The sequence below is a fragment of the Flavobacteriales bacterium genome (assembly GCA_016124845.1).
Taxonomy (GTDB): domain Bacteria; phylum Bacteroidota; class Bacteroidia; order UBA10329; family UBA10329; genus UBA10329.
Window position 1 is genome coordinate 78969 of sequence record WGMW01000007.1, and the last position, 17577, is coordinate 96545.

Annotated in this window: 15 protein-coding genes and 1 pseudogene; 8 read left to right on the forward strand and 8 right to left on the reverse strand. The window is 47.0% G+C overall.

Annotated elements, in window-relative coordinates; genetic code table 11:
- The first annotated feature begins 179 nt into the window (after positions 1-179).
- The 3 genes and pseudogenes from GC178_03080 (at position 180) to GC178_03090 (ending at position 3085) form a co-directional block, all read left to right on the forward strand.
- Complete coding sequence (locus GC178_03080) at positions 180-1514, forward strand: signal recognition particle protein (protein MBI1286540.1); 1335 nt, start codon at positions 180-182, stop codon at positions 1512-1514.
- A gap of 139 nt (positions 1515-1653) precedes the next feature.
- Positions 1654-2556 (forward strand): annotated as a pseudogene (locus GC178_03085) (bifunctional 5,10-methylene-tetrahydrofolate dehydrogenase/5,10-methylene-tetrahydrofolate cyclohydrolase).
- Positions 2543-3085 (forward strand): Pathogenesis-related transcriptional factor and ERF protein, encoded by a 543-nt coding sequence (locus GC178_03090; GenBank protein MBI1286541.1) that lies wholly within the window; start codon positions 2543-2545, stop codon positions 3083-3085. The pseudogene GC178_03085 and the gene GC178_03090 overlap by 14 nt, the downstream one beginning before the upstream one ends.
- 71 nt (positions 3086-3156) lie before the next feature.
- Here the strand turns inward: GC178_03090 and GC178_03095 are convergent, their stop codons facing one another.
- Complete coding sequence (locus tag GC178_03095) at positions 3157-3705, reverse strand: hypothetical protein (protein MBI1286542.1); 549 nt, start codon at positions 3703-3705, stop codon at positions 3157-3159.
- 104 nt (positions 3706-3809) lie between these two features.
- On the opposite strand from GC178_03095, the gene GC178_03100 reads away from it, so the two are divergent.
- From GC178_03100 to GC178_03110, 3 genes are read left to right on the forward strand one after another with little or no spacing between them, the layout of a single operon-like run.
- Positions 3810-4457 (forward strand): radical SAM protein, encoded by a 648-nt coding sequence (locus GC178_03100; GenBank protein ID MBI1286543.1) that lies wholly within the window; start codon positions 3810-3812, stop codon positions 4455-4457.
- Positions 4454-6382, forward strand: coding sequence for an OmpA family protein (locus GC178_03105; protein MBI1286544.1), 1929 nt, complete (start codon positions 4454-4456; stop codon positions 6380-6382). The genes GC178_03100 and GC178_03105 overlap by 4 nt, the downstream gene beginning before the upstream one ends.
- Positions 6375-7469, forward strand: coding sequence for a hypothetical protein (locus GC178_03110; protein MBI1286545.1), 1095 nt, complete (start codon positions 6375-6377; stop codon positions 7467-7469). The genes GC178_03105 and GC178_03110 overlap by 8 nt, the downstream gene beginning before the upstream one ends.
- Before the next feature lie 8 nt (positions 7470-7477).
- Here the strand turns inward: GC178_03110 and GC178_03115 are convergent, their stop codons facing one another.
- Entirely contained in the window at positions 7478-8941 is a 1464-nt protein-coding gene (locus GC178_03115) for a hypothetical protein (protein ID MBI1286546.1), read from the reverse strand.
- Between the two features lie 104 nt (positions 8942-9045).
- Between GC178_03115 and GC178_03120 the strand changes: the two genes are divergently transcribed.
- On the forward strand, positions 9046-10551 hold the full coding sequence (locus tag GC178_03120; protein MBI1286547.1) for a T9SS type A sorting domain-containing protein: 1506 nt from the start codon (positions 9046-9048) through the stop codon (positions 10549-10551).
- A 3-nt stretch (positions 10552-10554) separates the two neighbouring features.
- On the opposite strand, the gene GC178_03125 is transcribed toward GC178_03120, so the two are convergent.
- Positions 10555-11793, reverse strand: a complete 1239-nt coding sequence (locus GC178_03125) for a hypothetical protein (protein ID MBI1286548.1) — start codon at positions 11791-11793, stop codon at positions 10555-10557.
- Positions 11790-13409: a hypothetical protein gene (locus GC178_03130; protein MBI1286549.1), complete on the reverse strand. Its 1620-nt coding sequence runs from the start codon at positions 13407-13409 to the stop codon at positions 11790-11792. The genes GC178_03125 and GC178_03130 overlap by 4 nt, the downstream gene beginning before the upstream one ends.
- A gap of 169 nt (positions 13410-13578) precedes the next feature.
- On the opposite strand from GC178_03130, the gene GC178_03135 reads away from it, so the two are divergent.
- On the forward strand, positions 13579-14025 hold the full coding sequence (locus GC178_03135; protein ID MBI1286550.1) for a hypothetical protein: 447 nt from the start codon (positions 13579-13581) through the stop codon (positions 14023-14025).
- On the opposite strand, the gene GC178_03140 is transcribed toward GC178_03135, so the two are convergent.
- The 4 genes from GC178_03140 to GC178_03155 are packed head-to-tail and all read right to left on the reverse strand — an operon-like array spanning position 14022 to position 17520.
- The gene (locus GC178_03140) at positions 14022-15305 is read right to left on the reverse strand and encodes an AAA family ATPase (GenBank protein ID MBI1286551.1); all 1284 of its coding nucleotides are present in this window, start codon (positions 15303-15305) and stop codon (positions 14022-14024) included. The two genes, GC178_03135 and GC178_03140, sit on opposite strands and share 4 nt — an antisense overlap.
- Before the next feature lie 9 nt (positions 15306-15314).
- The gene (locus GC178_03145) at positions 15315-16235 is read right to left on the reverse strand and encodes a tetratricopeptide repeat protein (GenBank protein MBI1286552.1); all 921 of its coding nucleotides are present in this window, start codon (positions 16233-16235) and stop codon (positions 15315-15317) included.
- A 7-nt stretch (positions 16236-16242) separates the two neighbouring features.
- Positions 16243-16794, reverse strand: coding sequence for a tetratricopeptide repeat protein (locus GC178_03150; protein ID MBI1286553.1), 552 nt, complete (start codon positions 16792-16794; stop codon positions 16243-16245).
- 9 nt (positions 16795-16803) lie between these two features.
- Positions 16804-17520, reverse strand: a complete 717-nt coding sequence (locus GC178_03155; protein MBI1286554.1) for a tetratricopeptide repeat protein — start codon at positions 17518-17520, stop codon at positions 16804-16806.
- Between the last annotated feature and the right edge of the window lie 57 nt (positions 17521-17577).

Here is a 17577-nt window from a genome sequence, read left to right on the forward strand (position 1 = left end):
ACACAGAAAGCACAGAGGTTTTCACAGAGAAAAATCAATTTAATCTAAGAAATCTGTGAAAATCGGTGCATCTGTGGCTAAGAAATGTTCTTCTTGTTTCGAATATCATTCAGAGAAGAAGGAAGATTGACAAACGCATTCGGTAACATTACCTTTGCACGCTTAAACCGAAAGAGCACATGTTCGAGAACTTAACGGAGAAATTTGACAAGGCGTTTCAGACGCTGAAAGGTGAGGGAAAGATCACGGAGATCAACGTGGCCGAAACCATGAAAGAGGTAAGGCGTGCGCTGCTCGATGCGGACGTCAACTACAAGATCGCGAAGGATTTCACGGACACCGTTAAGCAAAAGGCACTCGGACAGGACGTACTGACGGCCGTCAAGCCAGGTCAGTTGATGGTGAAGATCACCAAGGATGAGCTGACCACGCTGATGGGCGGCTCAACCGTGGAGGTGAATCTTGATGGTAAACCTGCGGTCATTCTGATTGCAGGTCTGCAAGGTTCGGGTAAAACCACTTTCTCCGGTAAACTCGCCAAATTCCTGAAGTCGAAAAAGCAGAAGAACCCATTGTTGGTGGCGTGTGACGTTTATCGTCCTGCGGCCATCGATCAGCTGACTGTTCTTGCGGAGCAGGTCGGTGCAAAGATCTATAAGGAAGAAGGCAACAAGAATCCGGTTGAGATTGCTCAGAACGCTATTAACTACGCCAAGACGAACGGCCATAACGTGGTGATCGTGGATACCGCGGGGCGTTTGGCGGTGGATGAGGAAATGATGAACGAGATCGATCGCGTTCACAAGGCCATCAAACCGCAGGAAACACTTTTCGTGGTCGATTCCATGACAGGACAAGATGCGGTGAACACCGCCAAAGCCTTCAACGACCGTTTGGATTTTGATGGAGTTGTCCTGACTAAACTTGATGGTGACACGCGCGGTGGTGCGGCTCTTTCCATCCGTTCGGTGGTCAACAAACCTATCAAATTTGTCGGTATCGGTGAGAAACTCGAAGCCCTCGACATTTTCCACCCAGACCGTATGGCCGACCGTATCCTCGGTATGGGTGACGTGGTTTCACTTGTGGAGCGTGCACAGGAGCAGTTCGATGAGGAACAGGCTCGCAGACTTCAGAAGAAGATCGCCAAGAACACCTTTGATTTCAATGACTTCTTGGAGCAGATCAATCAGATCAAGAAGATGGGCAACGTCAAAGATCTGATGGGCATGATCCCAGGAATGGGTAAGGCTATGAAAGATGTTGATATTGATGACGATGCGTTCAAGCAAGTTGAAGCGATCATTGGTTCCATGACACCACTGGAGCGAGAAAATCCCGCCCTTATCAACGGTTCAAGGAGAAAACGAATTGCCGATGGTAGTGGAAACACCATCCAAGATGTGAACCGCCTGTTGAAACAATTTGAGGAAAGCCGAAAGATGATGCGCATGTTCTCCAACAAAGGAGCCATGAAAAATATGATGCGAAATTCCCCATTTGGAAATCGTTGATGTTTTGTTGAAATTGCTTGTCGAAATGGATGGAATTCATCCTTTTTCAGTGCATTTTATCGACAGATAAAAATTTTGCGTGAAACACGTAGGAAATGAACATTTAATGTTATAAACTTGTATAGACATTTGAAACGTGCTACTGGACGGGAAGAAAATATCGGATGAAGTAAAGGCTGAATTGGCCGAAGCTGTGAAGGAGATGACGGGTCAAGGTCTTCGCGCTCCTCATTTGGCGGCTATCTTGGTTGGGAATGATGGCGCAAGCGAGACATACGTAGCAAGTAAAGTAAAGGCTTGTAAAGCGCTCGGTTTCGGTTCAACGCTCGTTCGTTTGCCTGCAGATGTTTCGGAAGAGCGGTTGATGGAGGAGATAGATTCCCTCAATAAGAATGAAGATATCGATGGATTCATTGTGCAACTTCCGCTTCCCAAGCATATTGATGAACAGAAGGTGATTGAAAGCGTACTTCCTGAGAAGGACGTAGATGGCTTTCATCCTGTGAACGTGGGGAAAATGGTCTTGGGGCTTCCATCGTTCGTTTCCGCCACCCCGAAAGGAATTATGGAAATGCTGAAGCGTTACAATATTGAAACAAGCGGAAAGCATTGCGTGGTGCTTGGGCGAAGCAATATTGTAGGAACTCCCATGGCAAATCTGCTAAGCAGGAACAGCAGTCCGGGAAATTGTACCGTTACATTATGTCATAGTAGGACGAAGAATATCAGCGAATTCACCAAGGCGGCCGACATCCTTATTGTAGCATTGGGTAAGGCGGAATTCGTTACAGCCGATATGGTGAAAGAGGGAGCAGTAGTTGTTGATGTCGGCATCACAAGAGTTGAGGATTCGGACAATCCGAAAGGTTATGTCATAAAAGGAGATGTGGCTTTTGATGAAGTTCAGAAAAAAGCTTCCTATATTACACCCGTGCCAGGAGGGGTTGGACGTATGACCATTGCAGCGTTATTGCAGAATACGCTGCAAGCAAGAAAAAACAGAATCAAACCCAATAAATACCAATATCATGTCAACAGTTAAAGTCAAACTCAAAAACAGAGAGGACAAGTACGTGGTGCTTGACCAGAAAGTTTACGATGACATTCAGGCCAATGAGTACCTGAGTTCAGTCAAATTCCTGGATAACCTGAGAGCCCACTCAAATGGGTACGGAGTGTTCCAACGGTGCATTACCACCAAAAAGGGTCCGGTTTACGAAACGATCTACTTGCATAAGTACATCGCTGAGAAGTTCATTGAAAAGCCTAAGAGCGAGCGCAAGCTGTTCGTGCGCTTCATTGATGGTGATGTTCTGAATTGTCAGTTGGAGAACTTGGAGTGGGTGACCATGAACACGCTCAGACGTCAGATGAAGAACTTCAAGAGCAAGTCAGGTTACCGTGGAGTTACCAAGGAAAAGAACCGTTACCGCGCGGTAATTTATCATGAGCGTAAGGCTTACAATCTTGGATTCTTCGATACTGCTGAGGAAGCTGCAAAGGCTTACAACAAGAAGTCAATTGAGCTTTTTGGTGAGACCGGAAGTTTGAATACGATCAAGAAAAAGTAGGTCTGAAAAATTCAAACCGAATGAAATGAGAAAAGGCATCGATATTCGATGCCTTTTTCTTTTCCGAACGATCAATTGATCGAGTTGATCCGAATATGGAGACTTAAGAAGCTCAGTTGGTCGTCTATCTTTTGAATATCATATTCCAAACGATTTCCGCTTCGCTTATAAATGTCCAAAAGACCCAATCCCGCACCTCCTTTTTCAGAATATTCCGATTTGCCAAGCGCGGTGCTGTACACCTCTCGCATATTGCCGTGAACAAAACCGTTCACTTCCTCTACTTTGTCTATAAAGGCCTGAACTTTTCCATTTTCCACTTTATTTCCGGTGTTGATGAAGAAGTCATTTCCATGCTTTCCTATCAGTAATAAGCTCGCAGACCCATCTTCATCTCTTCCTTCTGCACCATGGTTCACAATATTCTGAAGACACTCTACCAATATGTTGAACACACGCTTGCGAAGTTTTTTGTCATCGCTGGTCTGCATCAATTTCAGTTCCGTAATGGAGAGCAATTGCTGAACAGTTGAGTCCGTAATATGATCTCTGTAGGCAAGGATCAGCTCGTTATCGGCCATCATCCTATCAATATCGAAAAACTGCTCTACGCTGCTCACTTCAACAAATTCTGAATGTTAATTGCTGTGCTACGCGAAGCACGTAAAAAGGTTCTCGTCCAAGCGAATTTAAATCGCGTTCGCATAATAGATACTTTAGCGGCATGAAAGTGCTGGAACTGCCGGATGAACAGAAACCAAAGCTCGAAAGCGGACTACTTCTCCCAATCATGGAGGAGTTTTACACGATTCAGGGGGAAGGCTTTCATACGGGGAAACCAGCCTATTTCATTCGCATTGGAGGTTGCGATGTAGGCTGCCATTGGTGCGATGTAAAGGAAAGCTGGGACGCTTCCATCCATCCGTTGGTAGAAGTGGATAAAGTGGTTGCAAATGCTGTAGCGCAGCCATCAAAGGTGGTTGTGGTAACTGGAGGCGAGCCGCTGATGTTCAACCTCTCTTATCTCACCGAAAAGTTGGCGGAAGAAGGCATTCAGGTGCATGTGGAAACTTCAGGTGCGCATTCATTTTCAGGAAGATTTGATTGGATCTGTCTTTCTCCAAAAAAGACGGCTTCACCGCAGGACGAGTATTACCAAAAGGCCCACGAACTGAAGGTGATCGTTTACAATAGGCACGATTTTGAATGGGCTGAACAGCAGGCACAAAAGGTTTCGAGCGATTGCAAGCTGTATCTTCAACCCGAATGGAGCAGGAGAGAGACCGTTTTGCCCCAGATAATTGACTACGTAATGAGCCGCCCGAAGTGGAACGTTTCGCTTCAGACACATAAATACATGAACATACCTTGAGGTCAGTCGCTTACATACTGCTTACACTCATGCTGTTCTCAGCTACAGCCACTTTCGCGCAGCGCGATTACAGCACAAGTTCCAAGAAGGCCATCAAGAATTTTGAGGAAGGCTTGAGGTATTACAGCGCCAAACGGAATGCCGAGGCCATTGAATACATGATCAAGGCCATCAAGGCCGATGAGAATTTTGTGGAGGCACACACGGTTGCCGGAGATTGCTACTCCGACCTTGGTGATTACCAGAATGCGATCAAAGAATACCAGAAAGTGGTGGACATCAATCCCGATTTTCTGGTGTCTTCTTTTAAGCAGTTGGCAGATGCGCAGTTCAAGGTTGGAGACTACGAAGATGCCGTTAAGAACTACAAGACCTTTCTGACCAAAAAAAGGGTGCATCCCAAATTGAAGGAGCAGGCAGAGAAGTACTTGAAAGATGCCGAATTCGGAGCGGTTGCAAAGAAGAATCCGGTACCATTTGAGCCCAAGAATCTTGGCCCGAACATCAATTCTCCAGATTACGAGTACTTTCCTGTGCTGACTGCGGATGAGCAGACATTGGTGTTCACACGCAATAAGCGCAGAGCTGGCGGAATGGACTATCAGGAGGATTTCTATGTTTCGGTGCTGAATGATGGAGAATGGCTTCCTGCAATGAACTTGGGCGAGCCGATCAATACGGATGATAATGAAGGTGCGCAGACCATTACAGCCGATGGACAACAGTTGTTCTTTATCGGTTGTAACCGAAAAAGCGGCATGGGCAGTTGCGACATTTATCACTCGTTGCGCAAAGGAAGGAATTGGGGCGTTCCAGAAAATCTTGGGGCTCCTGTGAATTCGTCAAAATGGGAAAGCCAGCCAAGTATTTCGGCCGATGGCAAGACACTTTATTTTGTGAGTAATCGTGCAGGCGGATTGGGCGACATGGATATTTGGGTGACGCATTTGGCACCTAATGGTGAATGGACCGTTCCGCGCAATTTGGGTGATGTGATCAACACGCCATTTTCGGAGGAAACGCCTTTTATTCACCCAGATGGTAGGACGCTGTATTTCACATCCAACGGCCACGTTGGCATGGGTGAAAAGGACATTTACCTCACTCGAATGGATGACGAAGGGAATTGGTCAACTCCTGTTAACCTCGGTTATCCAATAAATACTTGGAACGATGAGCAGGGACTTTTTGTGGCGGCAAGCGGTGAGAACGCCTATTTCAGTTCGGATAGAACTGGAGGTGAAGGCAAATTGGATCTGTATTCCTTCAAACTTTACGAAGCGGCCCAGCCTACCCGCGTAACTTATGTGAAGGGAAAGGTGAAGGACAAGGTGACGGGAAAGCCGCTTGGTGCCAAGTTTGAGCTGATCGATCTGGAGAGTTCCAAGGTTGTGGTTGAGTCTTCGTCCGATCCGGTAACGGGTAATTTTCTCGTGACGTTGCCTGTGGATCATGAATATGCCCTGAATGTTTCGCAGGATAAGTACCTCTTTTATTCCGAACATTTTTCGCTTCCAGCGGAGCATGATATGACCAAACCGTATCGCATGGATGTGGAATTGCAACCGATAAAGTATGGCGAGAAAGTGGTTTTGAAGAACATCTTCTTCGAAACGGCATCGTACGATCTGCTACCAGAATCGAAGGTTGAGTTGGATAAACTGGTCGCTTTTATGGAGAACAATCCGACCATTCATATTGAGATCGGTGGCCACACAGATGATGTGGGTGAGGCATCGGATAATCAGATTCTTTCTGAGAATCGTTCCAAGTCGGTTAGGCAATATCTGATCGATCATGGAATTGTTGCCGACCGCATTCAATACAAGGGATATGGCGAAGAGCAGCCCGTGGCCACCAACGAAACGCCTGAAGGTCGCGCGCAGAACCGGAGAACCGAATTCAAGGTGCTGAGCGGTGAGTAAATTCCGAACGCTTCTTTCCGTGCTGATCTTTCTGGCTTTGGGCAGTTTCGCCCAAAGCGTCAAGCATTCCATTTACCTGATCGGTGATGCAGGAAAGGACACGCTTCCGGGAAGCGCGCTCATGTTGCTGGAGGAAGACCTGATGCTGCATAGGAACAGCACGGTCATGTTTCTTGGAGACAACATCTACCCGGCAGGGTTGGAAGGCAAAGAAGGCAGCCGTAAAAGGAAGATGTCGGAACTTAAATTGCTGGCGCAATTGGAGCGGACAAAAGATCACGAAGGCTATGTTTTCTGGATTCCGGGCAACCACGATTGGAAGGCTGGAAAGTGGCAAGGGTATCAGTTGGTTCAGGAAGAGGCTAAGTTTGTGGAAGAGTACTACGCAAATGACAGAACGATCAAGAACGACTCAGGCCATGTTTTCATACCAAGCAAAGGATTGCCAGGTCCGGTTTTCGAAGAAGTGGAAGAGTTCGGTTACAACGTCATTGCCATCGATCTGCAATGGTGGTTGCAGGATCAGTTTTTCCATAAAGTGCCGACCGAAAATGGATTGGGGAAACGTGCTATGGAGCGTATGTTTCTTCAGCAATTGGACAGCCTAATCGCATACTCGCAGTCGCAGGGGCGGATCACGGTCATTGCAGGGCATCATCCCATGTTCAGCAATGGACATCATGGCGCACCTATGCAGCCTTGGCGCGCCATTCTCAATTGGGTTCCGCCATTCCCATTGTTCGGTCTTTTGGGTTTGAACCGCGCATTGGTGCAGGACATTCCGCAGCCGCGTTACAAGTGCATCCGCAATCGGGTACTTGAGGTTCTGGACAAGTATGAGAATCTGGTCTACGTTTCAGGTCACGATCACAGCCTCCAGTACTTCGTCAAGAATAAGAACCACTTTTTAGTGAGCGGAGCTGGAAGCAAGCGCTCGGAATTGAAAGGCGACCGCTACATGGCCAAATACATGGATGACCAGAATTATGGATTCATGCGGTTGGATCTGATGGAAGACGGCAAGATCCATTGCAGCGTTTTCGGCCACACCATGGGAGGTGTCATCGAAACTTTTTGGCTGAACTGAGTTTTTATTTAGCGGTTCGGTTCGAACACGTACACATCAAAGATCTGATGGAAATGTGCCGAATCAACCAGATGAAGCTGGGAATGGAGGGTCTCTAAGATCTTATTGTCAGGCAACACGAATTTGGAATCTGCATCCAGAAAAATGACCTGACCGTTATTGTCCAAGTCGAGTTCGTCTACTCCAGATACAGGAAAGATTCCGTTTTTCATCAGAATGTCGTTGATCTCTTTTATCGGCTCATCTGAAGATGGATTTACCTGATTGAAAAGCGAACGGTCGTGATGAAATGCGTAGGCCAAAGAGAAATGATCCGGACAGATGTAAACCTGCGAATTTTCGTTGTGACGTTGATCTATGAAAGCCACCGTTTTCTTGATCTCACGATTGTTTGGAGGGTTCAGATTTGTGGTCGCAATTGAACCGATCGCGATGATCAACACTCCAAGCCAAGGCCATTTGGTTTCTTCCCAAACCAAAGTGGTGATCCACCCGATGGTGAGAAAAAGCGGTATGGATGTGTAGAGAATGTAGCGGTCGATGAACATGGGTATGAACGTCACCGAGATCAGGTACATCAAAGAGTAAGGAAGAACAAACCAGATAAGAACAGTCAAAGCCGCTTTGTTCCGGATTTTCAGAATCCAATCCTTGATGTTCCATTTTCCCGTAAGTCCAATTCCTAAGATGATGCTCACGAGAATGGCAAGTGTGGTCAGACGCTGATTGAGCATGAGATTGACGCTGCCGTAGACCTCACCCAAACCGGGAGGGCTTACCCACGTTCCATTGTTCGACACATCGCCAAAACGCAGAATGAAAGTGTATAGATAAGGCGTGTAAAAAACTACAGATGCGACCAATGCTCCGATCGGGAATTTCCAGTTTTTGCGTTCAACGAAAAGAAAACCACAGCCCACTTCGACAAGAAGGATATAGAATGAAGTGAAGTGCGAGTACAGCAGAATTACGTTGCAGAGAGCGACCGCGATCCAATTTCCCCAAGCCCTCGGATTCCTAATTGCCGAGAGAAAGAAGTACATGGTCCAAGCAGTTGCGAGACTGAATAGCGAATAGACACGTATCTCGTGGGCAAAGCGGATGTGATAAATAGAGAAGACAAACAGGATGCTGGCGATTATGGCTACGCCTGAATTGAAAAACCGCTTTCCAGCAAGAAAAACAGGAATGACCGTCAGCGAACCGAAAATGGCAGGCAACAACCGAAGCGACACTTCTGAAGTTCCAAACCAAAGGATCCAGTAATGTAGCACCATCTCGAACAACGGGGGATTATTTCCTGTGCTGAGAAAACGGATCATCGCGCCCAGATTGAGCTGTGAAATGAAGATGGAAAAGGGTTCGTCTCCTGCGATATCAGTCGAGGTGAGATGCAGCCAGCGAACACCAAACGCAACAGCCGTAAGCACACCTGCTACCATCCAAGTCGGTATTTTATCCAACCATTTCACTTCTTCGAAAATTCATAATTCAGGAAGGCAAGATAGAATGATAAACGGAGCAACCTGAAAATTGGATTGTTGTCGGTTTTGGAGGCGTTTGGCAATGCTTTCAAATGTCACCAAATAATGGGTTCTTTGTGTACATGCTTCGTTTGTTGTTTTCCGTGGTTTTCTGTCTGTTGACGGGTGTTCAGTATGCATCGGCCCAATACCTCTTTCAGCGGGTTTACGGTGGCAACGGTTACGATTCGGGTTGCGAAGTGATTCAGGCCTCTGATGATGGTTATCTCGTTGCTGGTTCATCGGGCAGTTTCGATGATGAAATGAGCAGCCAGGTGCTGTTACTCAAAACCGATACGGCCGGATATGAGGAGTGGCGATACACTTATGGTGAGCAATATGCCGATCAAGCCACCTCGATGCAACTTTCTTCTGATGGGTACATTTTCATTGGAGGTTACACCGAAACTGTCGACAGCAGTTATCAGATGCTTCTCATGAAATTGACCATGAGCGGAGATCTTCTCTGGTCAAAACAGTATGGAGGTTCCGACTGGGAATTTTGCAGACAATTGGTGGCTTTGCCAGATGGTGGTTGCGTGCTTTTGGGACAGACCTACAGTTACGGAAATGGAAATGGCGATTTCTATCTGGTGCGAGTGAACAGCGATGGAGATAAACTCTGGGCCAAGACATACGGTGGTTCTCGGCTGGAAAGTGGTGAGGCCATTTCTCTGACCACCGAAGGAGGTTTTTATCTCACAGGTTACACGGAAAGCTATGGAGCTGGAAAGAAGGACATCTATCTGGTAAAGACCGATGCTTCCGGAGACACCATTTGGACCGGAGCTTATGGGTGGGCTGAAGACGAATACGGTTATGGATCTTGCACTACCTATGATGGAAATGTGGTGGTTGTGGGTGGAACATTCAGCCATTCACCTGGTGAAGGTGATTTTATGATGTACAAGATCAGTTCGGATGGAGATTCCATCAATGCTCTTTTGCAGGATGGCAGTACGGATGAGTATTGGTTGGATGTGATTGAGGAGCAATCGGGCAGCTTGGTTACCGTTGGTTACGTGGAGGACAGTGAGTTTGGAAAAGAAGACGTCCGCGTAGCACGCGTAACTCAGGACATGTGGTTTGACGGCTTGGCGGCTTCGCGGGGAAGTGCACAGAATGACCGCGGCTTCGATATTAAAAGAACGTCAGATGACGCTTATATCATTGCCGGAGTAACAGGAGGATTTCTGAACAAGTTTGATGACGTTTACCTGTTGAAGATGGGACTCAACGGTGGTGTGGTCAACCCTCAGCTTGGCGTCAATGAGATCGATCTTGGTGGCAGAACGTTCGGGGTGACCATTGGTCCGAATCCGATCTCTGACCAATCGGCTACGCTTTTTGTTCAGAATTTCGATGAATTGAAAACAAGAGTTCGGGGTCAAATGCAGTTGCAGATATTCAACGCTGTCGGTCAGTTGGCGGAGCAAGAAACTGTCATGTCTGGAAATCAGTCCCTTGGGCAATTGGATCTGCAAGCAGGAATCTACCAGTACAGACTGGTGTCTGGAGATGGCATTCTGGCCACAGGCAAGTTGGTGAAACTGAACTGATCCTTAGAAGAACCCGACCAAACTGACGTAAGCACTTTGAGATGTGCCGACCATCGGAAGAAGGTAACCTTCCAAATTGTTTGTTCCCAGTTTCACTTCAAAGGTTTCTCCAAAACGTTTACGGAACTCCAGTCCCAAGTTCCAACTTCCGAAACCACCATAAGCGAACCTTCCATCAATAAAGAATCCTTTTCCTAACGGAGAGTTGGTGCCAACGTATGCGTACGGAATGTAGCCTGGTGCAATCCGATACTGAACACCAAAATAGAGTCGCCACTTCTTTTCGTTCAAGTTGTAATGGCCTTCTAAACGCATCCTTCCCGGAACGGAGGTGATGTATTTGTCGAGTTTCACATTGGTGGCAACTCCAGAAACAACAGAATCCAGATTGGCCGAATTGAAAGGATTTCCGCCTGCGGCAAACAGATTCACATCCACACCTTCAAACGTAAAGGCAGAATCAAGATCGGTCTGCTTCAGGTCTTTTTTCCAGCTGATCAGCCCCAGATCGTCAGCTTCAAACTTGATTCCCCATTTGGCAGCATTGTAACCGATGTTGAGGGAGCCGCTGAATCCGAGCCCGTTTGTTGCAATGTACTGGCCGCTGGAAAGCGAAGCAGAGCGATACGTTCCTTGCAGAACTCCTTGAAGGTATTCGCCATCCGGATCGGTATAAAGTTCCGCCTCATCAATTTTCAGATTCAGATTCTTCTTTCCCGTAAGCAGCGAAAGTCCAAATCCGATATTCCAAGTACCGTTGGTCTTCTTGATGTTCTTCAGAATCCCGACCTCAAACTGACTGTACATGAGCAGATTGAGATTTATGGGAGATAATTTGATGTTCTGTCCGGCAAATTGCGCGTTTCCGAACATGGCCACGTCAAAGAGGTTTTTCGGGTATTTCCCGTCAATGTGGGTTCGGTCGGCAATCTTTACGAACCAACCAATTCCTTTCACACTGTCTGGAATGTGGCGCGCGTAGATGCCATAATCAAGATCTACCCCAAAACGGTTCATCTTTGAATGCATTCCGCTCACCTTATCCCGAAGATTCCTGTCAAGAAATTTCCCCTGATAGACCTTCCACAGAAGATTGGACGTAATGGCGTTGGAACTTGCCTGATACCTTCCGAAAGCTCCCACAGCGTAACCGGAATCCCAATTGGAGTAGACCGTGTTTCGGAACTGTGCATTCGAACTCATCGCAGCACACAGAAGGAAAGGCAGCAGCAGTCTTTTCAAGGCAATGATGGTCCGATGTTGATGTTGAAGTTTCCAATCAGTTTCACGTCAATTCCATAGGTGTCGTAGAATTGGACAAGGTCAGGTTGCCCCGCAGTATTGAACCTGACCTGAATACGGACCTGTCTGGTCTGAGGCAGAATCTCCGCAGTTTCGTTTGAAACTGGAATTTCGATCCGCGATTCCAATGGCACAATCACCTTATTCTGCGAATCTACATTCGGAGCTGTGATCGTAGAAGGTGCCATCAGTGTATCGAGTTCGGCACCATTTTCATCAAGTAGGATAAGTTCGATCAAACCTTCGAGCGGAAAACCGTTGTTGGCAACAAGCGTAAAACTCCCGCTGTTCACCACATCAACAACCGTGTTTTCGGCTAAGTTCCAATCTAATGTGTCTACCAGTGTAAGATCCGTAAGCGTTGTGCGAAGCGGAATGTCAATGTCCATCAGCGCTTGAAACGGTCTGTCGTAATAGAAGAAATCGTTTCCTTCCGAGACATTTCCCAATGGATTGAGTTCGAAATTGAACGTGAATCCCAGTTGGTCTGGAAGATTCTCAATGAACGGTTTGATGTTCGAATTTGAATTGTCAAGCACATAATGGCGTTGCGATGCGATGACGCTTTCCGCATTCCCATCGGGATCAAGTGCACGTGTTAGCAGGATCGTGTTCCCAACAATTTCGTGGTTCAGTTCAATGGTCGTGTTCTGCCGTGTGTTCTCCGAACGAAGACTGCTCAGCAGGAAAGAAGCATCGGCTCCCACACCGTTTGTCATGGTAAGCCCAATGGTTACCGAATCTAAGAACATCTGACCTTCGGTAATGCGTTTCAGCACATCTATCTGTGTGTTCTGGTCGTCTGACGAAGAACTCTGTTGCCCAAAATACCCTGAGCCGTAGTTCGGAACAATACCTACAAAAGAATACTCCAAGATCAGAAAATTCTGATTCGCTGGAATCGAGACCGTATCACCGCTTTCCGATGTTTTTATAACGTAAACCGTTGTAAACGTGTTAAATCCAGTGCCGGCAATACCACGGAGATCAATGTCATAACCAGTCAAATTGAATTCAAATTCGGAAATGGCCGTATCCGAAATACTTCCTGCGGGAACTGTCCTTGACGCCTCAAATGGAACTCCGTAGAGTTTTGCCGCAGGAATCTGATAGGTGAAATCCACCGCAGTTTCGAGTACGCTTTTTACTCTCAATTGAAGTTTTCCGGAACGGAGAATCACTCTTTTCAATGCAAGATCACCGAGGTCATATTTGGTCTCGTCTGTCAGCGGAAGCAAGTTGGTGCCGGGGGGAATATTATTCAAATTGGCGGGGGAACTGATCGGTTTTGAGATCGTTGTGTCTGGGATTTTGAGAAGCGAATCCAATGAAAGATCGATCAGCGGCATTTCCACTTTCAACCGCAGGGCCCCTTCTGCATCTGCGGTGAGCAGCGAGTCGGCCAAAAGGTCTGCCATTGTCAACTTGGTCTTGACGATCGGTGTCAGAACATCCACGTCCCATTTTGATGCCCCAATATCCTGTTTACATCCTGAGAGCAGCCCTGCCGAGACCAGTACAAAGAGAAGAATGGAACGTATCAGACCTTTTTTCATTCGGAGCCTAAAAGTAGGAATAATGGCAAGCATCATAAACGGAAACAGATGCAAGAATAGTTTATGGAAAGATGGTTCTGTTGCAGCTGAATCGTAGTCTGTTACGAGCGTTCGGAACATTTTCCTCATTCACACGTATCACGCACGAAAACCCAAAACCTTAATTCACATGGAAACCACTTCGGCCAAAAAAGTGATCGTCTCTTACCTGATGACATCGGTGATCTTGTTTTTCATTTCAGCTTTGATGAGTGTCTCCGGATTATTTGGAAATCATATTGTGACATCGGTACATCAAATTTCGGTAGAACTGATGATCGTTACCCAGCTTTCGATCGTGCTGGTCTCGAATGCGGTATTTCATTGGTTCTTCTATTACGCTGGGTTCAACTCTTCGCCCATTACAAAAGGGCTTAGTATAGGAATGACATTGGGAGTTGCATACTTTTTGGTTTGCGTCTTCGGTTTGAATCTGTACGATATTTCAGGTGACCCACTTCATGAACTTGCCGGGGTTGTCGGTGGTCGGGTTATTGAGTATTGCACTGGAGGTGTTGCTGCGGCAGTGATCAGCGTCAGCGATGTGGAAAAGTGGGGACTGCTGAGAGCCTTCTAATAGCCGTATTTCTTTTTCCAAAGCGCGTTCAATCTCTTGCGGTCGGCAAGTTCGCGAGGGTTATTCTGTGGTTCATAGATCCGCTGCCCGGATAGTTCTTTGGGCAGAAATTCAAGGTCGATGAAGTTCTGCTCGTAATCGTGAGCATACTTGTACTCTGCGCCATACCCGATCTCTTTCATCAGTTTGGTTGGCGCGTTGCGCAGGTGCAATGGAACGGGAAGGTCGCCATGATCCTTTGCCATTTGCTTGGCCGTTTTCAGGGCGCTGTAGGTGGCATTGCTTTTAGGCGAGTTGGCCAAATAGACGGCTGTTTGCGCCAAAATCAGTTCGGCCTCCGGATACCCGATCACATTGATGGCCTGAAAACAGCTGTTGGACAGCACCAGCGCTGTTGGGTTGGCTGCACCAATATCTTCAGATGCAAGTATCAGCATTCTACGGGCGATGAATTTCGGGTCTTCGCCACCGGCCATCAATCTGGCAAGCCAATAAAGCGATGCGTTCGGGTCGCTACCACGCATAGATTTAATGAAAGCAGAAATGATGTCGTAATGATTCTCTCCGTTCTTGTCATAATTGGAAACCCAGTTCTGCAAGCATTCCGCAGCCATCTCATTCGTTATGGTCACCTTTTTCCCATTCTGCGAACTCACAATGAGTTGAAGATTGTTCAGCAGTTTTCGGGCATCGCCTCCCGAAAATCGGAGCATGGTCTCAGTTTCTTTGATGGTGATCTTCAGGTCTGGATCCTGTTCGAGTTTCTTTCGCCCTTTCTCAAGCAGTTTTTCAAGGTCACTTCGTTCGAGTGATCTCAGAATATAAACCTGACATCGGGAAAGTAGGGCTGAGATGACCTCAAACGAAGGGTTTTCCGTGGTGGCACCTATCAAGGTAACGATGCCTTTTTCCACCGCTCCCAAAAGCGAATCTTGCTGTGATTTGCTGAAACGATGGATCTCATCAATGAACAGGATCGGTTTTCCCTGCTTCGAAAAAAGTCCCTTTTCCTTGGCCTTGTCAATTACTTCCCGAACGTCCTTAACACCCGAATTGATGGCGCTGAGGTTGTAGAACGGCCGGTTCAGATTGAGCGAAATGATGTGGGCCAACGTGGTTTTTCCGGTTCCAGGAGGACCCCAAAGTATCATGGATGGGATCTGACCCGAACGGATAGCCGTATGAAGGATTGAATTTTCACCTACCAGATGTTCCTGACCAACATAATCGTCCAGCGTTTCGGGACGCAGTTGTTCAGCCAATGGAATATCCAGATTCATACAGATGTTTTACTCTTCGGAATCGTCCTTTTTCCCCTTCGACTTCTTCTCCTGCGGGGAATCTTCCTCGGTTTTTTCTGTCTTTTCAGTTTCTTGCTCATCCACGCAATGGATGGTCAACAACTCTTTCGCTTCGGCATTTCCGAGTTCAGCGGCAGCAGAAAGATCTTTGCAGGCCGGTTTGGGTTTACCCATGTCGATTTTCACTTGGCCTCGATGCAGATAGGCAACGGCCATGTTCGGGTCGATTTTGATCGCCTGGCTGAAACTCTTGTAGGCTTCTTTCAGATTCTTGGTCTGCATTTGCAAAAGCCCTTGGTCATCATGGTAAAGCGCAATATCTCCATTGATCTCGATGGCTTTGGCCAGATCGGAAAGCGCACCGGTCGTATCTCCCAACGCCACTTTTGACCACGCTCTGTGATGATAGGCCTCATGGAAATCCGGCTTCATCGAAATTGCTTGATCGTAGTCTTCCAAAGCCTCCTGATGCTGGTTGAGCAGACTCTCAGAATAACCTCGGCTTTCGTATGCATTCGGATAGTCCGGTTTCAACTCGATGACCTTGGAGAAATCCCGTACTGCACGTCTCAGATCCTTCAATTCCAAATAGCAGAAGCCGCGGTAATTGTAGGCTTTAACCAAGGTTGGATCCAGTTCTAAGACCTTGTCGAAATCCATTATTGCATTCATTTGGCTTCCAAGGTTCATGTATGTGGATCCACGCATCATAATGGCCTCGAAATAATCGGGTTTCATTTCGATGGCACGGTTGAAAAAAGGCAGCGCCTGCTCATCTTCTCCCTTATTGGAGTGAAGCAGCCCTTGAATGAAAACGTCCTTCGATGTTTGACCGAACGAAAAATTGACCGCAATGATCAATGAAAATAGAAGAAACCCGATGGATTTTTGAAAACGATTAGACAGCATGAGCAGTTCAGTTCTGTAACGAAAGCAGTGCTTCTTTGGCCTGAATTACGCCATTCTGATACGCCATCGCAAAATCGCTCATGGCATGATCGCTGTAATTCATCTTCAGATAGACCATTCCGCGGTTGAAATACGCTTTTCCGTCAGAAGGGTTCAGGTCAAGCGCTTTGGTGAAGTCAGCAACCGCCCCGGCAAGGTCTTTCAACTGCATTCTTACCGCACCACGGTTTGTATAAAGTTCACCATCCTCCGAATTGATGGCAATGGCCGAAGTGTAGTCTTGAAACGCTTTTTCGTACGAACCCAACATGGCCGCGATACGGGCTCGGTTGAAAAGCGCGTCCTCGTGCTTTGGGTTCAGTTCCAGCGCGCTGGAAAGATCTTGGTAAGCTCTGCTTATCTCATTGGAAAAGAAAGCCGCCAACCCTCTGTTGTAAAAGATGTCGGGGTTTTTCGGATCCAGTTCAAGTGCCTTTGTGTAATCTTCGATGGCCCCTTCAAAATCCTTGCTTTCGAATTTCAGGTCGGCATCGGCAATATACTGTTCGGCACTTTTCATTCGCAGGAATTATTGGTTGCAGCGGGTGGCAATGTAGGATTGCGCCTCTTCTTGCCCCATTTCACCGGCCAAGTACCAATCAATGCAAGCCCCAGGTGTATCACCTACCAAACTCTTGGCAATGCCGCGCTGCATGTAGGCAGAACCGAACTCAGCATCGATGATGATCGCCTTGTTGAAATCATCTATGGCCCCGTAATAATCCTTCAGTTCTTTCTTGGCAACGCCTCGGTTGTGCAGGGCGGTCTTGTTGTTCTGGTTCAGGTTGATGGCGTAGTTGTACGCTTTCATGGCCTCTACATAATCGGCAGGCTCCATGGCGAAATAGGAATCTCCCATTCTCACGTAAGCCATTTCGTTGTTCGGATTCAATTCCAATGCCTTTTGACAATCGGCAATGGCACCTTTGTAGTCTTTCATATCAATATAGATGGCGCTGCGCAATGCGTAAGCCATGCTGTTCTCAGAATCCAACTGAATGACCTTGTTGAAATCTTGAATGGCCAAGATGCCTTTGCCCGCCTTGTACTTGGCCTCACCGCGTTTGAGAAGGTACTTGGTGTTTGTCTTGTCGTTGGAAACAGCCTGATTCAGTGCATCAATGGCTTCGGTAAAGTTTCCTTCGGCCATTTTGGCCTCACCATCTTTGAAATATTCTTCAGCGGTTTGGGCTATTGTCAGGTTTACCGAAAAGGCAAGAATCAGGGCAAAAAGTGTTCGTAGCATTCGTTTATGTTGGCGTTTTTGACTTGCCAAAAATACTTAACAGACCAAATGAAGAGC